17 protein-coding genes, 1 pseudogene and 1 riboswitch are annotated in these 17,199 nt (G+C 62.6%); of the genes and pseudogenes, 10 read left to right on the forward strand and 8 right to left on the reverse strand.

The genetic code is table 11. The features are described from left to right. Nucleotides 1-124: 124 nt before the first annotated feature. The 7 genes from U1E69_RS02195 (at nucleotide 125) to U1E69_RS02225 (ending at nucleotide 7,453) form a co-directional block, all read left to right on the forward strand. On the forward strand, nucleotides 125-1,123 hold the full coding sequence (locus tag U1E69_RS02195) for a hypothetical protein (RefSeq protein WP_322242432.1): 999 nt from the start codon (nucleotides 125-127) through the stop codon (nucleotides 1,121-1,123). Between the two features lie 211 nt (nucleotides 1,124-1,334). Next, complete coding sequence (locus tag U1E69_RS02200; protein ID WP_164615370.1) at nucleotides 1,335-2,882, forward strand: ABC transporter substrate-binding protein; 1,548 nt, start codon at nucleotides 1,335-1,337, stop codon at nucleotides 2,880-2,882. Between the two features lie 33 nt (nucleotides 2,883-2,915). Continuing rightward, complete coding sequence (locus tag U1E69_RS02205) at nucleotides 2,916-3,848, forward strand: ABC transporter permease (protein ID WP_322242441.1); 933 nt, start codon at nucleotides 2,916-2,918, stop codon at nucleotides 3,846-3,848. Next, a complete protein-coding gene (locus tag U1E69_RS02210) occupies nucleotides 3,845-4,738 on the forward strand; it encodes an ABC transporter permease (protein ID WP_164615366.1) in 894 nt (297 codons plus the stop codon). Before U1E69_RS02205 ends, U1E69_RS02210 begins: the two co-directional genes overlap by 4 nt. Further along, nucleotides 4,735-5,757, forward strand: a complete 1,023-nt coding sequence (locus U1E69_RS02215; RefSeq protein WP_164615364.1) for an ABC transporter ATP-binding protein — start codon at nucleotides 4,735-4,737, stop codon at nucleotides 5,755-5,757. The genes U1E69_RS02210 and U1E69_RS02215 overlap by 4 nt, the downstream gene beginning before the upstream one ends. Then, on the forward strand, nucleotides 5,750-6,721 hold the full coding sequence (locus tag U1E69_RS02220) for an oligopeptide/dipeptide ABC transporter ATP-binding protein (RefSeq protein WP_164615362.1): 972 nt from the start codon (nucleotides 5,750-5,752) through the stop codon (nucleotides 6,719-6,721). Before U1E69_RS02215 ends, U1E69_RS02220 begins: the two co-directional genes overlap by 8 nt. A gap of 3 nt (nucleotides 6,722-6,724) precedes the next feature. Beyond that, nucleotides 6,725-7,453, forward strand: coding sequence for a UTRA domain-containing protein (locus tag U1E69_RS02225; RefSeq protein ID WP_164615360.1), 729 nt, complete (start codon nucleotides 6,725-6,727; stop codon nucleotides 7,451-7,453). 5 nt (nucleotides 7,454-7,458) lie between these two features. Here U1E69_RS02225 and U1E69_RS02230 read toward each other — a convergent pair whose 3' ends face one another. The 4 genes from U1E69_RS02230 to U1E69_RS02245 all read right to left on the reverse strand — a co-directional run bounded on the left by U1E69_RS02230 (nucleotide 7,459) and on the right by U1E69_RS02245 (nucleotide 10,871). Then, on the reverse strand, nucleotides 7,459-7,890 hold the full coding sequence (locus tag U1E69_RS02230) for a YqaA family protein (RefSeq protein ID WP_164615358.1): 432 nt from the start codon (nucleotides 7,888-7,890) through the stop codon (nucleotides 7,459-7,461). 2 nt (nucleotides 7,891-7,892) lie between these two features. Beyond that, entirely contained in the window at nucleotides 7,893-9,200 is a 1,308-nt protein-coding gene (locus U1E69_RS02235) for an MFS transporter (RefSeq protein ID WP_164615356.1), read from the reverse strand. Between the two features lie 9 nt (nucleotides 9,201-9,209). Further along, nucleotides 9,210-10,457, reverse strand: a complete 1,248-nt coding sequence (locus U1E69_RS02240; protein WP_322242435.1) for a cation diffusion facilitator family transporter — start codon at nucleotides 10,455-10,457, stop codon at nucleotides 9,210-9,212. A gap of 132 nt (nucleotides 10,458-10,589) precedes the next feature. Beyond that, entirely contained in the window at nucleotides 10,590-10,871 is a 282-nt protein-coding gene (locus U1E69_RS02245; RefSeq protein WP_008030594.1) for a metal-sensing transcriptional repressor, read from the reverse strand. Nucleotides 10,872-11,534: 663 nt separating this feature from the next. Between U1E69_RS02245 and U1E69_RS02250 the strand changes: the two genes are divergently transcribed. The 3 genes and pseudogenes from U1E69_RS02250 to U1E69_RS02260 all read left to right on the forward strand — a co-directional run. After that, a complete protein-coding gene (locus U1E69_RS02250) occupies nucleotides 11,535-12,209 on the forward strand; it encodes a HupE/UreJ family protein (protein WP_322242436.1) in 675 nt (224 codons plus the stop codon). Between the two features lie 15 nt (nucleotides 12,210-12,224). Continuing rightward, on the forward strand, nucleotides 12,225-13,160 hold the full coding sequence (locus tag U1E69_RS02255; RefSeq protein ID WP_205518837.1) for a hypothetical protein: 936 nt from the start codon (nucleotides 12,225-12,227) through the stop codon (nucleotides 13,158-13,160). Nucleotides 13,161-13,225: 65 nt separating this feature from the next. After that, nucleotides 13,226-13,513: pseudogene (locus U1E69_RS02260) on the forward strand (helix-turn-helix domain-containing protein); the annotation flags it as partial. Nucleotides 13,514-13,645: 132 nt separating this feature from the next. On the opposite strand, the gene U1E69_RS02265 reads toward U1E69_RS02260, so the two are convergent. The 4 genes from U1E69_RS02265 to U1E69_RS02280 all read right to left on the reverse strand — a co-directional run. Beyond that, nucleotides 13,646-14,401 (reverse strand): CbtA family protein, encoded by a 756-nt coding sequence (locus U1E69_RS02265; protein ID WP_164615351.1) that lies wholly within the window; start codon nucleotides 14,399-14,401, stop codon nucleotides 13,646-13,648. A gap of 18 nt (nucleotides 14,402-14,419) precedes the next feature. Continuing rightward, on the reverse strand, nucleotides 14,420-14,596 hold the full coding sequence (locus tag U1E69_RS02270) for a CbtB domain-containing protein (RefSeq protein ID WP_164615349.1): 177 nt from the start codon (nucleotides 14,594-14,596) through the stop codon (nucleotides 14,420-14,422). A gap of 34 nt (nucleotides 14,597-14,630) precedes the next feature. Then, a riboswitch (cobalamin riboswitch) is annotated at nucleotides 14,631-14,847 on the reverse strand. Nucleotides 14,848-14,864: 17 nt separating this feature from the next. Beyond that, nucleotides 14,865-15,335 carry a Cu(I)-responsive transcriptional regulator gene (cueR, locus tag U1E69_RS02275; protein ID WP_164615347.1) on the reverse strand — a complete coding sequence of 157 codons (471 nt, stop codon included), beginning with the start codon at nucleotides 15,333-15,335 and terminating at the stop codon, nucleotides 14,865-14,867. A 12-nt stretch (nucleotides 15,336-15,347) separates the two neighbouring features. Further along, nucleotides 15,348-17,199 (reverse strand): copper-translocating P-type ATPase (locus U1E69_RS02280; protein ID WP_322242440.1); only part of this gene is annotated, 1,852 nt, incomplete at its 5' end.

Consider the following 17,199-nt stretch of genomic DNA (forward strand, 5'->3'; position numbering starts at 1 on the left):
GTCATGCCGCCGTGCCCTTCAAAACCTATTGAAGTCCATAATGAAATTGAAATCGCAAAGCAGAAACCCGCGCCACTTCCGGAGGTACCTTGCGGAAATCATGTGAAAACCACGCAGTGAAATCGTGAAGGAAAAGCGACAATGGTTCCTGCCTGGGCCGATTGAAGACGAACCGGATTTCGTGCCGCCAGGGCCAAGGGCAGATGCGCATGAATCCGCCATCCTCGACGATTGGCGGAAGGCAGAGGCGGGCAGTGCCGCACGTCTCGCCCGCGTGGCAGGCCGGATTGGAGCGCTGGACGACCGGCTGAAACGCGGCCCGGAAGGCTGGCGTCACAGACTCGCGCTGATCGAGGCGTCTGACCTCAGCTGGTTTGTGGGCGACCGAATTGGCCCGGATCGGCTGACTCTCTGGATCTCCATGCGGTTGTCCGGCATTAAAGACGATACTGTGGCGCTCGCCCGTGTCGGATGGGCAGTTCGCCGTCTGACGGGAGGTCCGGGACCAGTGCCTTACCTATCCGCCTTCCTCGACCGCCGCGATCCCGCGAACCTGGGCGACGAAGCCGAGCCCTTCGCAGATCGCGCGGGCGGTTGGCTCGACTTGATGACACAAGCTGCGGGTCTTCACCCGTTCACCCGCGCTTGCATGGGCTTTCACCTCTGGGGCCTTGCGGGCCTTGGACAACAAGGCGGCCCCATGGAAGCAGCGGTTACGGCGGCACGCATTGCGGCGAGCGAAGGCAAGGGGGCAGTCTTCGCGCCGCTGTCCATGGGCGGGGAAGGGGGGCTGCGCGCCGGGGGGCCGCCTACCGATCGGCTGGCGCGCTGGCTCGACGGGATGGAGAACGCGAGCCTGACCGCGATGCGGCGTCTGGATGACATCGAGGCGTGGTCGGAGCGGGCGAAAGCAGAGATGACCCCGCTATCGGGAAAGACGCCACCCGCGCTTCGCGCCGTGTTGACTGAATGGCCCCTCGTCTCTGCTCCGATGGCCGAGGCCAAGACCGGAGCCAGCCGCGCAGCAGTCCAGCGCAATCTTGCATGGATGGAAGCACGAGGTTTGATCCACGAAGTGACGGGACAGGGGCGCTTTCGGATGTGGCGTGCCGTACACTGTTGAACAGACTGGTGTCTTTCTCCTTGGTTTGGTCGTCAAGCAATCAGAAACTGTTGTTTTCGTGCTGTAGTGCGCGGCAATCACAGGCTGATGCCGGTTTATTTGGCGGCCTTGGCTCTGGCTATGCTCACATGAACTTTGCCCAGCTTTTTTATCTATACATTATTGATCGCCCTGCTAGGCTTCACCAAAAGCCAACCAACAGGGGTAAGCCATGCTCAAACTCGATCGCCGCTCATTCCTTGCCACAACGGCAGGGCTGTCCTTTCTTACCTTCCTACCCCGGATCGCGTTTGCCGATGGCCATGCCGACACGCTGCGCGTCGCCATCGCGGGCGAGACGGGCGATCTTGACCTGTTGCAGAACGTCTCGACGCTCTCCTCTTACTCTGCCGTATTCGACGCGCTGATCCATTATGGCCCCGGCGGCGCGCTGGAGCCGGGTCTGGCGACGGCCTGGAAGATTGCGGAGGATGGGTTGTCAATCAGCTTTGATCTTCGCGAGGGTGTCAGCTTCACGGATGGCACCCCGTTTGATGCAACTGCAGCCGAATGGAACCTGAAACGTTGGATGGGAGTGGCTGATTTCTCGTGGATCGGGATTGCTGATGCCTATGACAACATCACCATCGACGCGCCGAACAAGATCACCGTCAAGCTGAAGCGTCCAGTTCCGGCGGCACTTTTGGAACTCACAATCGTGCGCCCGGTCCGCTTCCTGTCGCCAAAGGCGGCGGCGGGCCAGCCGATTGGCACTGGGCCGTGGATCGTGGAGAGCTACTCCTCTACCGAGACGGTTCTTGTGCGCAACGACGCCTACTGGGGCGAAAAGCCCGCCTTTGGCCGGATGGAACTGAAAGTGGTGCCGGACGAACTGGCTCGCGCCAACGCGCTGCGCGCTGGCGAGCTGGACGTGATCGGCGGCGACTGGGTCGCGGCCCTGTCGCCGCGCCGCGCCAAGGCGCTGGAGGGCGAAGGCATGACCATCGTGGCCGAGCCGGGCACGGCGACGACGATCCTCGGCTTTTCGCCAAAGTCGCCGATGATGCAGGACAAGGCCGTGCGTGATGCGATCTTCCTCGGCATTGACCGTGCTGCCGTGGCGACCGTTCTATTCGAAGGTTATGCGGACCCGACCGCAGACATCTTCCCGACCACGGTGCCGACTGCTGGAGCGCGCACTCCAGTCCCGGCGCGCGATGTGGCCGCTGCGCAGGCCGCGCTGACGGCAGGCGGCTGGACGGGTGACGCTTCGGGCTGGACAAAGGACGGGGCGGCGCTGGAGATCGCTTTCCTCGTTTCGGAGGAATCCTTCCCGGGGTCTCGCCGCATTGCCGAGATGATCCAGGGCATGTTGATGGAGGTGGGCGTCAAGACCAACATCGAGACGGTCGACAACGCCACAATGCACGAGCGTCGCCCGAACTTCGACTATGACCTGACCTTCTTCGCCACCTACGGCGCGCCTTACGATCCGCATGGTTCGCTTGGAGCGTCCTTCGTAACCGCGTCGGACACCGGGCCGGATGGCAAGATCTATGTTCACCCCGATCTGGATGCACTGGTGGCGACCGCGCTGGAGACCGGCGGTGATGCCCGCGAAGGCGCGATGCAGGCGGTCTACGATTGGTTGCGAGACAACACGGCGGCCTGCCCGCTGGTGGTGACGCAGCGGCTGTGGGCCGTGAACCCGCGGGTGAAAGGTTTCACCCTGCCGGCCACGGACTATGACCTGCCGTTCAAAGGCATCACGCTGGGTTGACCTGACCCAAGGAGGGCGACTTCGATGCAACGCATGTTCATGCGGCGGGTGGGGCTTGCCCTCCTTCTGATGCTGGCGGCGACGGCGCTGACCTTTTGGCTGGTTACAGCCGCCCCCGGAAACGTGGCAGCCCTGATCGCTGAACGGGCAGCGGGTGCGGGCGCAGATGGCGAGATGATCGCCAAGATCGCCGATGATCTCGGCCTGAACGATCCCCTGCCTGTGCGCTATGCGCGCTGGCTAGGGGATGCCTTGACCGGGGATTTCGGAGTCAGTCTGCGAACTGGCAAGCCGATGGCCGAGGAATTCGCCGAGCGTATTCCGATGACGCTCGCGCTGTTGGCGGGCGGTGGGGTTCTGGCGCTGGTTTTGTCCTTGGCGATGGGCATCGCCGGGGCTGCGTCGAACGGCGGCATTGTTGACCGGGTGCTGCACGGGTTGGCGCTGGTCGGGGCCTCGACCCCGAACTTCTTTTTTGCGGCTATGCTGGTGATCGTGTTCTCGGTCTGGCTCGGGATGGTGCCGACCTTCCGTGTAGCCGGCCTGACCTCCTGGCTGCTGCCCTGGATCACCATCGCGCTCTTCCCGGCTTCGGTGTTGGCGCGCGTCGTGCGCGTGAATATGCAAGACACCATGTCGCGCCCCTTCGCCACCACGGGTTTTGCCAAGGGCCTGACCCGCAGCGCGGTCTTGCTGCGTGAAGCTCTGCCAAACATCGCTATCCCCTACATGACCACCTTCGGCGCGCAGTTCACGCTGATGATCATCGGCGCGATTGTGGTCGAGCGGGTGTTCGGCCTGAACGGCGTCGGCGCCTTCTTCATCGAGGCGATCCGGTTTCGGGATTTCATCGGGATGCAGGCGATCCTGACGCTGTTCGTGGTGTTCTTTGTCTCGATCAATTTGCTCGTCGACCTTCTAGCGATGCTCGCCGATCCCCGTCTGCGGAGACCGAGAAAAGCATGAAAAACTGGCCCTGGGCGATCCTTGCCCCCGCAGTCATCTTCGTCCTGATCGGCATCTTCTCGCCCTGGATCATGACCCATGACCCCGCCGCGCAGGACTACGGCGCGCTTCTGCAGGGGCCATCCGGCGCGCACTGGCTGGGCACCGACTATCTTGGCCGCGACATGTTCAGCCGCATCATCGGCGGCGCGCGCACCTCGCTTGTGGCGATGGCCTTCGTTCTGATGGCGGCGCTGGCGATTGGCGTCGTGATCGGGTCCTTTGCCGGGTATGTCGGCGGCAAGACGGAACTGGTGCTGATCTCGGTCATCGATATCGCACTGGCGCTGCCGTCGCTGGTCATCGCCCTTGCGCTGATGGGCGTGTTCGCGGGCGAGAATTTCAGTTGGATGAGCGACTACTGGAAGATGATAGTCGCCCTGACGCTGGCTTGGTGGGCGAACTACGCCCGCATGAGTCGTGCGGTCGTGGTAGCCGAACTTCAGCAGCCCTATATCGAGGCTGCCCGCGTGATGGGGGCGTCGCATATCTGGATCTTCACGCGCCACATCCTGCCGCATGTTCTGGGGCTGGTTGTGGTCTATGCCAGCGCCGATGCGGGTGCGCTGGTGCTGGCAATTGCCACGCTCTCGTTCCTGGGTCTTGGCGTCGCTCCGCCCACGCCCGAGTGGGGCCAGATGCTGGTCGATGGCATGTCCTATATCGAAGAGAACCCGGCGCTGGTGATCATACCGGGCTTGGCGCTGACCGCCGTTGTCGTCAGCTTCAACCTGCTGGGTGAGGCCTTCGCCCTGCAGAAGGTGCCCCGCGCTGTGCGAGGACGCTTCCTTGCCCGCAAGAAGGCCGCCCGCGCTGCCGAAGAAGCTGCCCGGAAAGAGGTGGAGGCATGAGCCGGCATAGCCAGAATGGGCCGATCTACGAGGTCGAAGGGCTGGTGATCGACCTTTACACACCGACAGTGTCGGTCCGCGCCGTGGATGGGGCGGGGTTTTATGTGGCTCCGGGAGAGACACTGGCGATTGTCGGTGAGAGCGGCTCGGGCAAGACGGTGATGACCCTGGGGCCGTTGGGACTCCTGCCTGAAGGCGTTGCAGTCGACCTGCGCGGAACTGCACGGGCGGACGGGAAGGACATTCTTTCCATGTCGCCCACCGACCTCAGCCGGCTGCGCGGCGGTTTCTTTGGCGTGATCTTTCAAGACCCGATGTCAGCCCTGAACCCGATGCTCAAGATCGGCCCGCAGTTGGCCGAGCAGGCCCGCCGCTTTGCAGGACTGTCGGCGGAGGAGGCGAAGAAGGAAGCCGTCTCGCTGCTGGCACGTTCCGGCATCCCTGACCCGGAAGACCGCTATGATCGCTACCCGCACGAACTGTCCGGCGGGATGCTGCAACGCGCGATGATTGCCCTTGCGCTCGCCGCCCGCCCCCGCGTGCTGATCGCAGATGAGCCGACCACGGCATTGGATGCCACGGTGCAGGCGCAGATTCTTGCCCTGATCCGCCAGATCCAGAAGGAAGACGGCATCGCAGTGATTCTGATCACCCATGACATTGGCGCAGTGTCGGTGCTCGCCGACCGCGTGGCTGTGCTTTATGCAGGCCAGGTGGCCGAGGAGGGCAGCGCCATCGACGTGCTGACTGCACCCGTGCATCCGTACACCCGCGGCCTTCTCGCCTCGGTCCCCGACTTCCGCAGCAACAACGCGACGGGCACGAAGGAAATCCCCGGCATTCCGCCCAACCAAGCGCAGCTGGAACCCGGTTGCCGCTTTGCCGACCGCTGCGAACTGGTCCAGCCCCAGTGCCGAACCCACCGCCCACCGCTGGTCAAGGTGGGCGCAGGCCCGGTGCCACATCGCGTCGCCTGTCCCGTTGTCATGGCTGCCGAGGGGATTGTGACCCATGACTGATGCCATCGTCGCCAAGGGCCTCAAGGTCCACTTCCAGACCGCTGCAGGCCTCGTCCGCGCGGTCGATGGCGTTGATCTGACCGTCGCGCAAGGTGCGTTCCACGGCATCGTCGGCGAAAGCGGTTGCGGCAAGACCACGCTCGCACGCGCGCTGATCGGGCTGCAAAGTGCCACTGAGGGGCAAGTGCAGATCCTAGGCCGCGACCGTTCCGACTGGGCGCGATCCGACCGCAAGGGCTTTGCTCGCGCCGTGCAGTTCATCTTCCAGGACCCGCTCGGCAGCATGAGCCGCCGCCAGACTGTCGGCCAAACCTTGGAGGAACCTCTGCAGATCCACAGCGTCGGCGATGCGAAAGCCCGCCGGGCGCGTGTCGCTGAACTCCTCGACCTCGTGGCCTTGCCGGCAACGGTTCTGGACCGTTTGCCGCGCTCGCTATCAGGTGGGCAGCGGCAGCGCGTGTCTATTGCCCGGGCGCTGGCGCTATCGCCACAGGTCCTGATCTGCGACGAGCCACTGTCGGCGCTGGACGTGTCCGTCCGAGCGCAGATCGTCAACCTCTTCGCCCGGCTCCAGGCACAGCTTGGCCTGACCATCGTCATCGTCGCCCACGACCTGGCCATCGTCCGCGAGGTTTGTTCGGCCGTTACCGTCATGTATCTGGGTCGCGTCGCCGAGGAAGGGGTTGCGAAGGCTCTCTTCGCCGACCCCGCCCATCCCTACAGTCAGGCGCTTCTATCCGCCGTTCCCTCGCCCGATCCGCGGATCGAGGCGACACGTCCGCGCATCCTGCTGGCGGGCGACCCACCCAGCCCGCGCAATCCGCCGCCTGGGTGTCGGTTCTCAACGCGCTGCCCGGTGGTCGAACCACGCTGCCGCGAAACGGAGCCTGCCCTTCGGGCCGTGCAGCATGGTGGAGCTGCGGCCTGCCACCTTGCCGACGCAAACATTCATGCCATGATCTGACGCATGCACGACCACGCACCCGATACACGTCCGGCAACCTTGCACGCCCGTATTCGGGCCGAGGTGGAGGCACGCATCCTGTCTGGCGAGTTAAAGCCGGGCGATCGTCTTCCGACGGAAACGGAAATGATGGCCCGCTATAGCTGTTCACGGATGACGGTGAACAAGGCGATGGCCTCACTTGCAGCAACAGGACTGATCATCCGCAATCGCCGCGCGGGCACCAGCGTCGCCCGGCCAAAGATGCACGCAGGTGTGCTGACGATCCCAGACATTCGCGCCAACATCGAGGCGCGCGGGGCCCGCTATGGCTATCAAGCCGTCCTCGATGAACTGCGCCCGCCCTGCTGCGTGCATTTGGGGTCCGAAGGACATCATTTGGGCCAAAGCCGCTTCGTCCGCTCTATCCATCACGCAGATGACAGTCCCGTTCTTATCGAGGACCGGCACATCTTTCTCGATGCTGTGCCCGGTGCAGCAGAGGCGGATTTTCGAACCGAACCGCCCGGACCTTGGTTGCTGGGACATGTGCCCTGGACAGAAGCCGAACATCGGATTGCAGCAATCGCCGCCGATCCGCTGACGGCCCGCTGCCTTGAGATCAGCATCGGCATGCCCTGTCTATTGGTAGAGAGGAGGACGTGGCGCGGTGACGAAACCTTGACGATTGCCAAGCAGGTATTCCGTGGTGACTCCTTTGATCTGACAGCTAGATTTGGACCTTCGTCCTGATCCCGTCAGCTTGCTAGGCCGTGTGTGATCCACGCAAGCGCCAGATACCGACCGCCTTTGGCCAAGGCAACTATCAGCAAGAATCGCCCGAATGGTTCGCGCAGCACGCCCGCGACAAGGGTTAAGGGATCGCCGATCACGGGAACCCACGAGGCCAACAAGCTCCAATGTCCCCAACGCGCATACCAGCCTGTGGCCTTATCGATCTGCGTTACGGATGCTGGAAACCAGCGGCGGCCGGCAAAGCGGATAAGAAACCTACCCATCGCCCAGTTCACAGCAGAGCCGAGCACGTTGCCGACAGTTGCAACCAACAGAAGCAGCCAGACCGGTTGGTTCGCTGAAAGGATCAAAGCAACCAGCACCCCCTCGGACTGTGCAGGGATCAGCGTGGCGGCGGCAAAGGCTGCCAGAAACAAACCACCAAGCTCGATCATGATCAGGCCGCGCGTGGCCAGCGGCGGTGCAGATCGTCGATTACGAAGGTATGAGCGTGATGGGGCCCATGTTCGGCCAGATGCGGGTGATCAGGTGGCAGGTCCGGGTGGTCGTGCGCCATTTCACTGGCGTCCTGCGTCGGCCAGATGCGCAACACGGCCACAAGCCCTAGCGAGCCGATCCCGGCAAGAACGAGGGCCGCAGCCGTCAGCCCCGCCCCTGCGCCGATCCAGCCCGCCAGCGGATAGGTCACCAGCCAACAGGCATGCGACAGCGCGAACTGCGCGGCAAACACAGCGCCCCGGTCAGCTTCGCGCGCGGAACGGTTGATGATGCGGCCAATGGGCGTCTGCGTCAGCGAAAAGCCAAAGCCTATAACCGCCCAAAGCGCGATCAGCACGGGAAGGCTGCCCACCAGAGGCACCAGCGCCACACCCGCGACCATCAGGGCGGCGCCTCCGATCATCACCGGGCGGTCCGCCAGCCGGTCAAGGATGCGGGGCAGAAGGAACGCCGCCAGCATCGACCCCGCGCCAAAACCCGCGAAGGCCAGCGCCACGGATTCCTCGCCCAAACCCAGCCGGGCCTGCACCAGAACCACGGTGTTCACATAGACCATCGCACCGGCGGCAGCGACGGCTGCCTCCATCACCATCAGACCGCGCAGGCGCGGCGTTCGGGTGTAGATGCGGATGCCCTTGGTCACATCGGCCCAGAAATGACCGGGTTCGACTTGCGCCCGACCCGGCAAGCGCGCTGTGACCACCAAAAGGGCAGAGGCGACAAAGCCCACCACGGTGCCGGCGAACAGCACCGGAAAACTGACCACGGTCAGGAGAAGCGCCGCGATCATGGGCGAGGCGAGTTGTTCCAGATCCTCGGCCAGACGTAGCAGCGAAAGAGCGTTGGTATAGTCGTCTTCATCCTTCAAGACATCCGGGATCACCGCCTGGAAGGCAGGCGTGAATCCAGCCGAGGCGGCTTGGAGGAAAAAGATCAGCACATAAATCTGCCAGACCTGGTCAACGAAAGGCAGGCAGGCGATGACGCCCGCGCGGATCAGGTCCAGTGCCACCAGAAAGGCCCGGCGCGGCAAGCGTTCGGCGATGGCGGCCGCTACCGGGGCCAGCGTGACATAGGCCACCATCTTAATGGCCAGGGCGGTGCCGAGCACGGCACCCGCGTTGTCACCTGCGAGCTTCCAAGCCAGAAGACCAAGTGCCACGGTCGCAAGACCTGTGCCCACCAACGCCACGATCTGTGCGGCAAAGAGGTGGCGAAAGGTCGGGTTTTTCAATGTTCCAAGCATGTGTGGCTTTCAATGGTGATGCCCGTCCGGCTCCACCATGCGGAACGGAAGGGTTTCGGATGTGTTACTCGCGGTCAACACGAGCGTTGCGTTGAACTCATGTGGCTCGGCAGGCACGGCATGGCTGGTCAAGCTGTGGTGGTTGTCCATGTTCGGCATAAGCTCCAGAACTTCCGGGCCATCGGGGCGATCAATCACCACCTTTGCCGATAGTCCCTCGACGTGCCGCGCCAGCGTTAGGCGCATTCTTTCACCACCTGGCGTATCCACAATCTCTACCAGACCCGCAGCAAGCCCGGTTTCGAACCGGAACGGTTCTGGCGCATGGTGGTGCGAATGTGCGTCAGAATGGTGCGGCGCGGCAGCATGACCGGTGCTGTCATGAGCTGGCGCTTCGATCCGGATCGAGACCTGCGACAGGACCGGCAGATGTGCGAAGAGTTCCGTCCGCATGTGATCAACGATCCGCAACGCGTTAGCCAGGGGCAATGTCTCATCGATCTGGACGGACATTTCTGCGTGCAGCCGGTGGCCCAGCCAGCGCGCCTGAACCGCATGAACACGCTGCACCCCTGCGACATGCTCGGCGACGTGATCGATTTCGTTCAGGATGTCCGGCTCAACGCCATCCAGCATGCGGGTCAGCACGGCCCGTGCGGATTGCCAGACAATCATGAAGATGGCTGCCGTGATCACCAATCCAACAATCGGATCGGCCAGCGGAAATCCCATCCAGACACCGAGGGCTCCCAGAACGACGGCGAGGCTGGTAAAGCCGTCGGTGCGGGCATGATAGCCATCGGCGATCAGGGCGGCCGAATTGATTTCGCGCCCTACGCGGATGCGAAAAATGGCGACCGCCTCGTTGCCGAAAAACCCGATGACACCGGCAGCCAAGACCCAGCCAAGATGCGTGATGGGTTGCGGGTCAATGAGGCGCAAGATCGATTGGTAGCCCGCGACGATGGCCGAAAAGAGAATGATCGCCACGATGAACAGCCCGGCAAGATCCTCGACCCGGCCCAGGCCGTAGGTAAAGGTGCGCGAAGGCTTGCGGCGCGCCAGCATGAAGGCGATCCAGAGCGGAATCGCGGTGACCGCATCCCCGATATTGTGAATCGTATCGGCAAGCAGGGCGACCGAGCCCGAGATTAGGACCACGATCATCTGTGCCGCCGCGGTCAATGCCAGGAGCACGAACGACCATTTTATCGCCCAGATACCGCGGCTCGTGGTGGCGATGGTCGGGTCGATCACACCGTGCGTGTGACCATGCCCCCCGCTCCCATGGTCATGCCCCCCGGAATGGCCGTGTCCGTGGCCACCAAGAACGTGGTCGCCGTCCCCATATCCGAGCCAAGACAATAACGATTTCATGTGGTGTCCCTTTCACAGGTACTTGGCGATCAACTTGAACTCGTCGATCTGCGCCCGGTCGCCTTTGGCCAACGGCTCTGCGATCGCATCGAGGCAATGGTCGATGTGATCGTGGATGAGCGCCTTCTTGGCCTGAACGATGGCTTTCTCTACAGCGAGAAGCTGCTGGGCGATGTCGAGACAGGGTCTATCCTGTTCGAGCATCTGGATCACGGAGCGCAAATGCCCGTCGGCGCGGCGCAAGCGCTTGATGATTTCGGGATGACCGGTGTGGGTGTGTGCGTCGCTCGTCATGATCCTATCCCCCTGGAGGGGATACCACTAGGGCCGACCAACTCACATTGCAAGGGTCGACTTCAGGCCATGAGGCTTTCACCGACCCCAGATGCTCAATTTGCAGCGGTCGCCTTGATGCGTTTTCGATGTTGCTGTAAGGATTTGGAAACCTCGGGAGAGGGAAAAAACGTCAATAGGCGAGCAGGCGTGTCGGGCAAAAGTGCGCAATTGGGAACAAGACCAGTCTGGGCCAGAGTTTTCTGGTCCGTTGCTGTTATCTGCGCCTTGCTCATCGCGCCGCTGTTCACAATCACGACTCATGGCCCGGGTGCCTATGCCGAGGCAGTGGCAGCTGCGGCCGAGGATCTCGCTCATGGTCACTCACACGACTTCAGTGGCGACGGGTCCGCTTCCCATGATGCAACGGACCATGAGCATCAAAGCTTCGCAGTGATCCCGCGGGCTGAACATCCGATCCCGGACGAAGAGGCCGACGACCTGTACATCGAAGCATCTTTCGCATCTGGACTTGACCGGGGTGGGCCACGAAGGCCCCCGCGTCTCGACGTCTGACCTGCCGCCGTTTGCGGCGTCAACCTTTCGAGACACCTCTTCAAGGAAACAACCATGAGTCATAGGACGCAAACCTCGTGGTTTGCGGATCACGGCCCGTTAAGGGTCATGGTCCTGCTTGCCACAATCGCAATAACGCTTCTTTGGGCAGAAGCGGCACTCGCCCACGCCGTCACACTTGGCGACAAAGGCTATATTCAGGAAATCACCGGACCGCAGATCATCCCGTTCCTTTACCTTGGCGCCAAGCACATGGTGACAGGATATGACCACATACTCTTCCTCTTTGGCGTGATCTTCTTCCTTTACGGGATGAAGGAAATCGGAATCTACGTCACCCTGTTTGCCATCGGCCACTCAACAACGATGCTTGCCGGTGTCTGGTTCAACTTCGGGATCAACAGCTACATCATCGACGCAATCATCGGGTTTTCGGTCGTTTACAAAGCGCTCGATAACTTAGGCGCGTTCCAGCGATGGTTCGGAGTGCAACCGAATACAAAGGCGGCAACGCTGATTTTCGGCTTCTTGCACGGCTTTGGTCTGTCGTCGAAAATCCTAGACTACGACATTTCGCCGGATGGCCTGCTGGTCAACCTTCTCGCCTTCAATGTGGGAGTCGAGATCGGTCAGCTGACCGCCCTTGCAGCAATCCTGGTGTTTATGAACCGCTGGCGCGCGATGCCGGCCTTCGGGCGGCAAGCCTACACTGTGAACGTGATCATGATGGGCCTTGGCTTCTATCTGATGGGCTTCCAGCTCATCGGGCTGGCGATGGCATGAGAGGAGAAAACTGAAATGCAACAACGTTTTGATATCGGTCGTGCAGCACAAACTCCTCTTCGTGCAGAGCGTGCGCCTGGGCCGCAGACTTCTATGCACGATCAGGCCGGACACGTCCGAGGCGTCGAGGCGACGTCAGGCGGACTGATCCGGTCGACCGTCATCTCGGGGGCCGCTGCCCTGGCCGTCCTGACGATCTTCTACCTGCCGGCAGAATACGGCGTTGACGCGACTGGTCTGGGAGGCATGCTTGGGTTGACTGAAATGGGTCAGATCAAGCAGCAGCTCTTCGACGAAGCGGCGGCCGACGATGCTGCAGCGGCCGCAGCACCGGTCATCACACTTGACCCCGCCGTGACGGCTCGGTTGGACCGGATGGAAGCGCAATTGTTGGCCATTGGGGCTATCATCGGCGCGCCAGCGATCGACCTTCCCGCGCCCGCCTTCGAAAGTGCGCCAGCAGAGGAGCTGGTCGTCGTGGAACCGGAACCGCAACCCGCACCGGAACCCGTTGCGACAGAATCTGTGCCTGAGAGTGCCCCGGCGGTCGAAGATACGGAGGCAAACCCAGTGCCTGCGGCCGAAGCAGCCGCGATTGAGCCAGCCGTCGAAGCGGCGGTTGCCGAAGCGATCACGTCGGAATGGCGTGACCAGGTGAACTATACGCTGGCCCCTGGCGAAGGCATCGAGGTGAAGCTGGTCATGCAGGAAGGCCAGACCGCACGCTTCGAATGGACCGCAAACGGCGCTGTCGTGAACTATGACACCCATGGCGACGGAAGCGGACAGAAGATCAGCTACGACACCGGGCGCGGCGTGCCTGAACAAGCCGGCGAACTGACTGCCGCGTTCACTGGGAATCATGGCTGGTTCTGGCGCAACCGCACCGACGCCCCAGTGACTATGAGTTTGCGGACTGCCGGGGACTATGCAGAAATGAAAGCCCCCTAGACAGTTGGACATCGCAACGGCTCCAGCGGGGGCCGTTGCGTTCGGTCTGCTGCCGTTGGCTCTAACTCGAGGGACTGGAGATGGAATGCCTTACAGCGATGCGGCACCTCGACGATACTGAGGAATGGTCAGAGCGGGCAGAAACCGCGAAGGCTCCGCTCTCGGGCAGAACCCCCCCGACCTTGCGCGCCATGCTGACTCAATGGCCTCTCGCCTCAGCCCCTATGGCCGAGGTGCTGACCGTTGCCAGCCGCGCCGGCGTCCAGCGCAACCTCGCCTAGATGGAGGAGCGGGGTTTGATCCGCGAGGTAACGGGGCAGGGACGGTATCGGATGTGGCGCGCTACGGACTGACAGCTCTGCACAGGCGTCGGGCGTCAGCCACCCGAAAAAGTTCTCCTCGACGTCATCGTGCGGTTCAAGATGTGAAGGGCGATGATCGGATCACCGCCAAAACGGATCGCGTGGGACATTCCGACTGCTCTTTCAACGGGTGTCAACAGCTTCTGCGACCACAATAGGTTGCTCTCGCCCGTCTTCCGGCATCAATCGGAAGAGAAGGGATGCGAGAGCAAGCCAGCCGATCAGGCTCAGACCGAGTACCTGGGCACTGTAGAGCGCGGCCAGATCCGGAGGAATGACCGGGACGGAAGCGGGTGGCTGCGGTGCCCCGAGAAGGTGGGGGGCCACCATCAGAGCAAGCCCTGCGAGACGCCCTAGCCGGGACTTGACCCCGCTTAAGAAGAAAAGCCCCGCCACCGTCGCCGCCGCCGTCATGACCCACCAGATTTGCCTGTCCGACAGATCAGCGGCCTGCATGCCTGGCAACTCCGGTGGCAGTCCCAAGCTAGGTGACAGGGCGAATGCAGCGAAGCCGGAAAGGGCGAGCGCGGGCACAGAAATGCTGTGTGGACCCCACAGGGCACGGTGTGTCGCAAGAGCAGCTCCCGCGACCAGGCCAAAGCCTGACCAGGTCAAGACCAAAGTCAGGACCGTCAGGCCGTTTCGCACGACGATACCAACCTCTTCGTCAGCGTCGTCGGTATTGTGCGCAGGCAGGACAGGATCGCCACTCGATCCCGAGGGGTCATCTTGCGCCACCCCCATCAGGACAAGTTCGCCGGTCTCGTATCGCTCGGCTTCGATGATAAGTGGCTGGATCAGAAAAAACTGCAAAAAGGCAACCGCGAGGCCCGTAACGGCACCAGCAATCACCCCGCCGGACAGCAGGGACTTCGTCATGTCAGCTAACCCGATCTGTCAGTGGCAGGGAAAGCCGGTGGCGTGGCGGGTATCATGTGTTGCGGCATGCAGCGCATCTGAAGAGGCGAAACCTGCCGCAAAGATGAGAAACACACCAAGGACAGCACTGGTCAGGATGGGCCGAACCAGACCTGCGTGCTGTACGGACGCGGTGGAAAGAGTGGTGGCAGACATGATGTCTCTCCGCTCATCACACCCGACGGGATTGGGGTTAAGTCTCCTGTCTGGCCGGTCTCCTGGCTCACGGTCACTGCAACCCTTCGCCTTCCCGGGCAGTTGCCCAGTGGCATATCCAAGGGCCACTACCGCATACAGTCGCGGGGGCGGCTCAGGTATCGGGCGCCGCAACTGGGCCCGCCCTTCCTCATTCCCGATTGAGTTCGGGGCTTCTGCATCCCATGAACACCAAACAAAATCACGATCATGCGCACGCCGCAGAATGTCAATGCGCTTGAAGTCCGGCAGCCTTGCCGGAGCGGGGCGCGGATTGTTGATCTTCCTCGCGCGCTCCGCTGCCATGATCGGGGCCATTCACGAGGTCGGCAAGGATCGGACAGTCCGGGCGGTGATCGCCGCAGCACGCATCTGCCAGATGACGAAGCGTGTCCATCATTGCCTGCATTTCACGAATTCGAACTTCAAGACCGGCGATCTGCTGAAGGGCAATCTGTTTCACATCGGCACTCTGCCGCGAACGATCCTGCCAGAGCGCCAGCAACTCTTCGATCTTCTCGACGGAAAAACCCAAGTCCCGCGCCCTTCGGATGAAGCGCAGTAGCTGAACATCGGTCATCGTGTAGACGCGATATCCTGCTACCGTCCTTCCTGCTTCCGGGATGAGCCCGATCGACTCATAGTAGCGAATCATCTTGGCGGAAACGCCCGAAGATTTTGAAGCTTCACCGATGTTCATCTCAGGGCCTCCTTACGCGGCGATTGAAGGTGCAAAGCGCCGCAGTCGCAGCGCATTGCCAAGAACGAAGACCGACGACAGCGCCATCGCAGCGGCGGCAAAGATCGGCGACAGCAGGATACCGAAGGCGGGCCAGAGTGCGCCTGCGGCAACCGGGATCAGCATGGCGTTGTAGATGAAGGCCCAGAACAGGTTCTGGCGGATGTTTCGCATCGTGGCCTTGGAAAGTGCGATGGCATCCGAGACGGCAGTCAGCCTGCCCGACATAAGTACGACGTCCGCCGCTTCGATGGCAATGTCGGTGCCGGTTCCGACGGCAAGGCCCACATCCGCTTCGGCCAGGGCGGGCGCATCGTTGATCCCGTCGCCGACATAGGCCAGCGCGCCCAGTGCCTTCAGACGTTTCACCGCAGCGACTTTGCCGTCGGGCAGCACCTCGGCCACCACTTCGTCGATGCCAAGCTGGCGGGCGATGGCGTTCGCCGTGCGGCCATTGTCGCCGGTGATCATGGCAACCTTCAGCCCCAGCCGGTGCAATGCCTGGATCGCCTGCGGCGTGGTTTCCTTGATCGGGTCCGCAACGGCGATGATTGCAGCAAGTTTGCCGTCGATGGCGGCATAGAGCGGTGACTTGCCCTCGTCGCCGAGCCGGGTCGCAGTGTCGCCGAAGCCGGAGACATCGAGGCCGAGCTTGACCATGTAGCGGTCGGCGCCGACGTCGACCCGCTGTCCGCCCGCCGCCGCCGTGACACCGAAACCGGTGACGGAATCGAAGGAAGCGACATCAGGAAGGATCAGGCCCTCGGCTTCGGCCGCCGCGACAATGGCGCGGGCGATCGGATGCTCGGACTTCGCTTCGACAGCCGCCACCACGGCCAGCACTGCGGCGCGGTCGAAGCCCGGTGCCAGCGCCATGTCGGTCAGGCGCGGCTTGCCCTCGGTCAGGGTACCGGTCTTGTCGAACGCGACCACCTTGACGCTCTGCAAGGCCTGCAGGGCCTCGCCCTTGCGGAAGAGCACGCCCATTTCGGCACCACGCCCGGTGCCGACCATGATCGACGTTGGTGTGGCCAAACCCATGGCGCAGGGGCAGGCAATGATGAGGACGGCGACGGCGTTGACCAGGCCGAAGGTCAGGGCCGGATCAGGCCCGAAGATCAGCCAGACGGCGAAGGTCAGCACGGCAAGTGCCATGACGACGGGAACGAACCACATTGTCACGCGGTCGACCAGCGCCTGGATCGGCAGCTTGCCGCCTTGCGCGGCTTCGACCATGCGGATGATCTGAGCCAGCATCGTGGCCTCGCCCACCGCAGTCGCCCGGAAACTGAACGCGCCGGTCTGGTTTACTGTGCCGCCGGTCACGGTGCTGCCCGGTGCCTTCTCGACCGGCACGGGCTCGCCAGAGATCATACTTTCGTCGATCCAACTTGTGCCTTCCGTCACCTCGCCGTCGACCGGCACCCGCTCACCGGGGCGGACGTCGACGACATCACCGGGGCGGACTTCGGCGACCGGCACTTCGACAAGGCCGCCATTGCGAAGGACACGGGCGGTCTTGGCCTGAAGTCCGACCAGCCGCTTGATCGCCTCTGAGGTCCGGCCTTTGGCGCGAGCTTCAAGCAGACGACCAAGGAGGATCAATGTGACGATGACTGCCGCCGCCTCGAAATAGACATTCTGGGTGCCTGGGGGCAGGACTCCGGGGGCAAAGGTTGCCACCAGGGAATAGCCGAAGGCAGCCAACGTTCCGACCGCGACCAGGCTGTTCATGTCAGGCGCCAGACGCGCCAGGGCCGGAAACCCCTTGCGGTAAAACCTGAGGCCAGGACCAAGGAGGACTACGGTCGTCAAGGCGAACTGA

It is taken from the genome of Tabrizicola sp. (assembly GCF_034366665.1).
In the GTDB taxonomy this organism is placed as follows: Bacteria; Pseudomonadota; Alphaproteobacteria; order Rhodobacterales; family Rhodobacteraceae; genus Tabrizicola.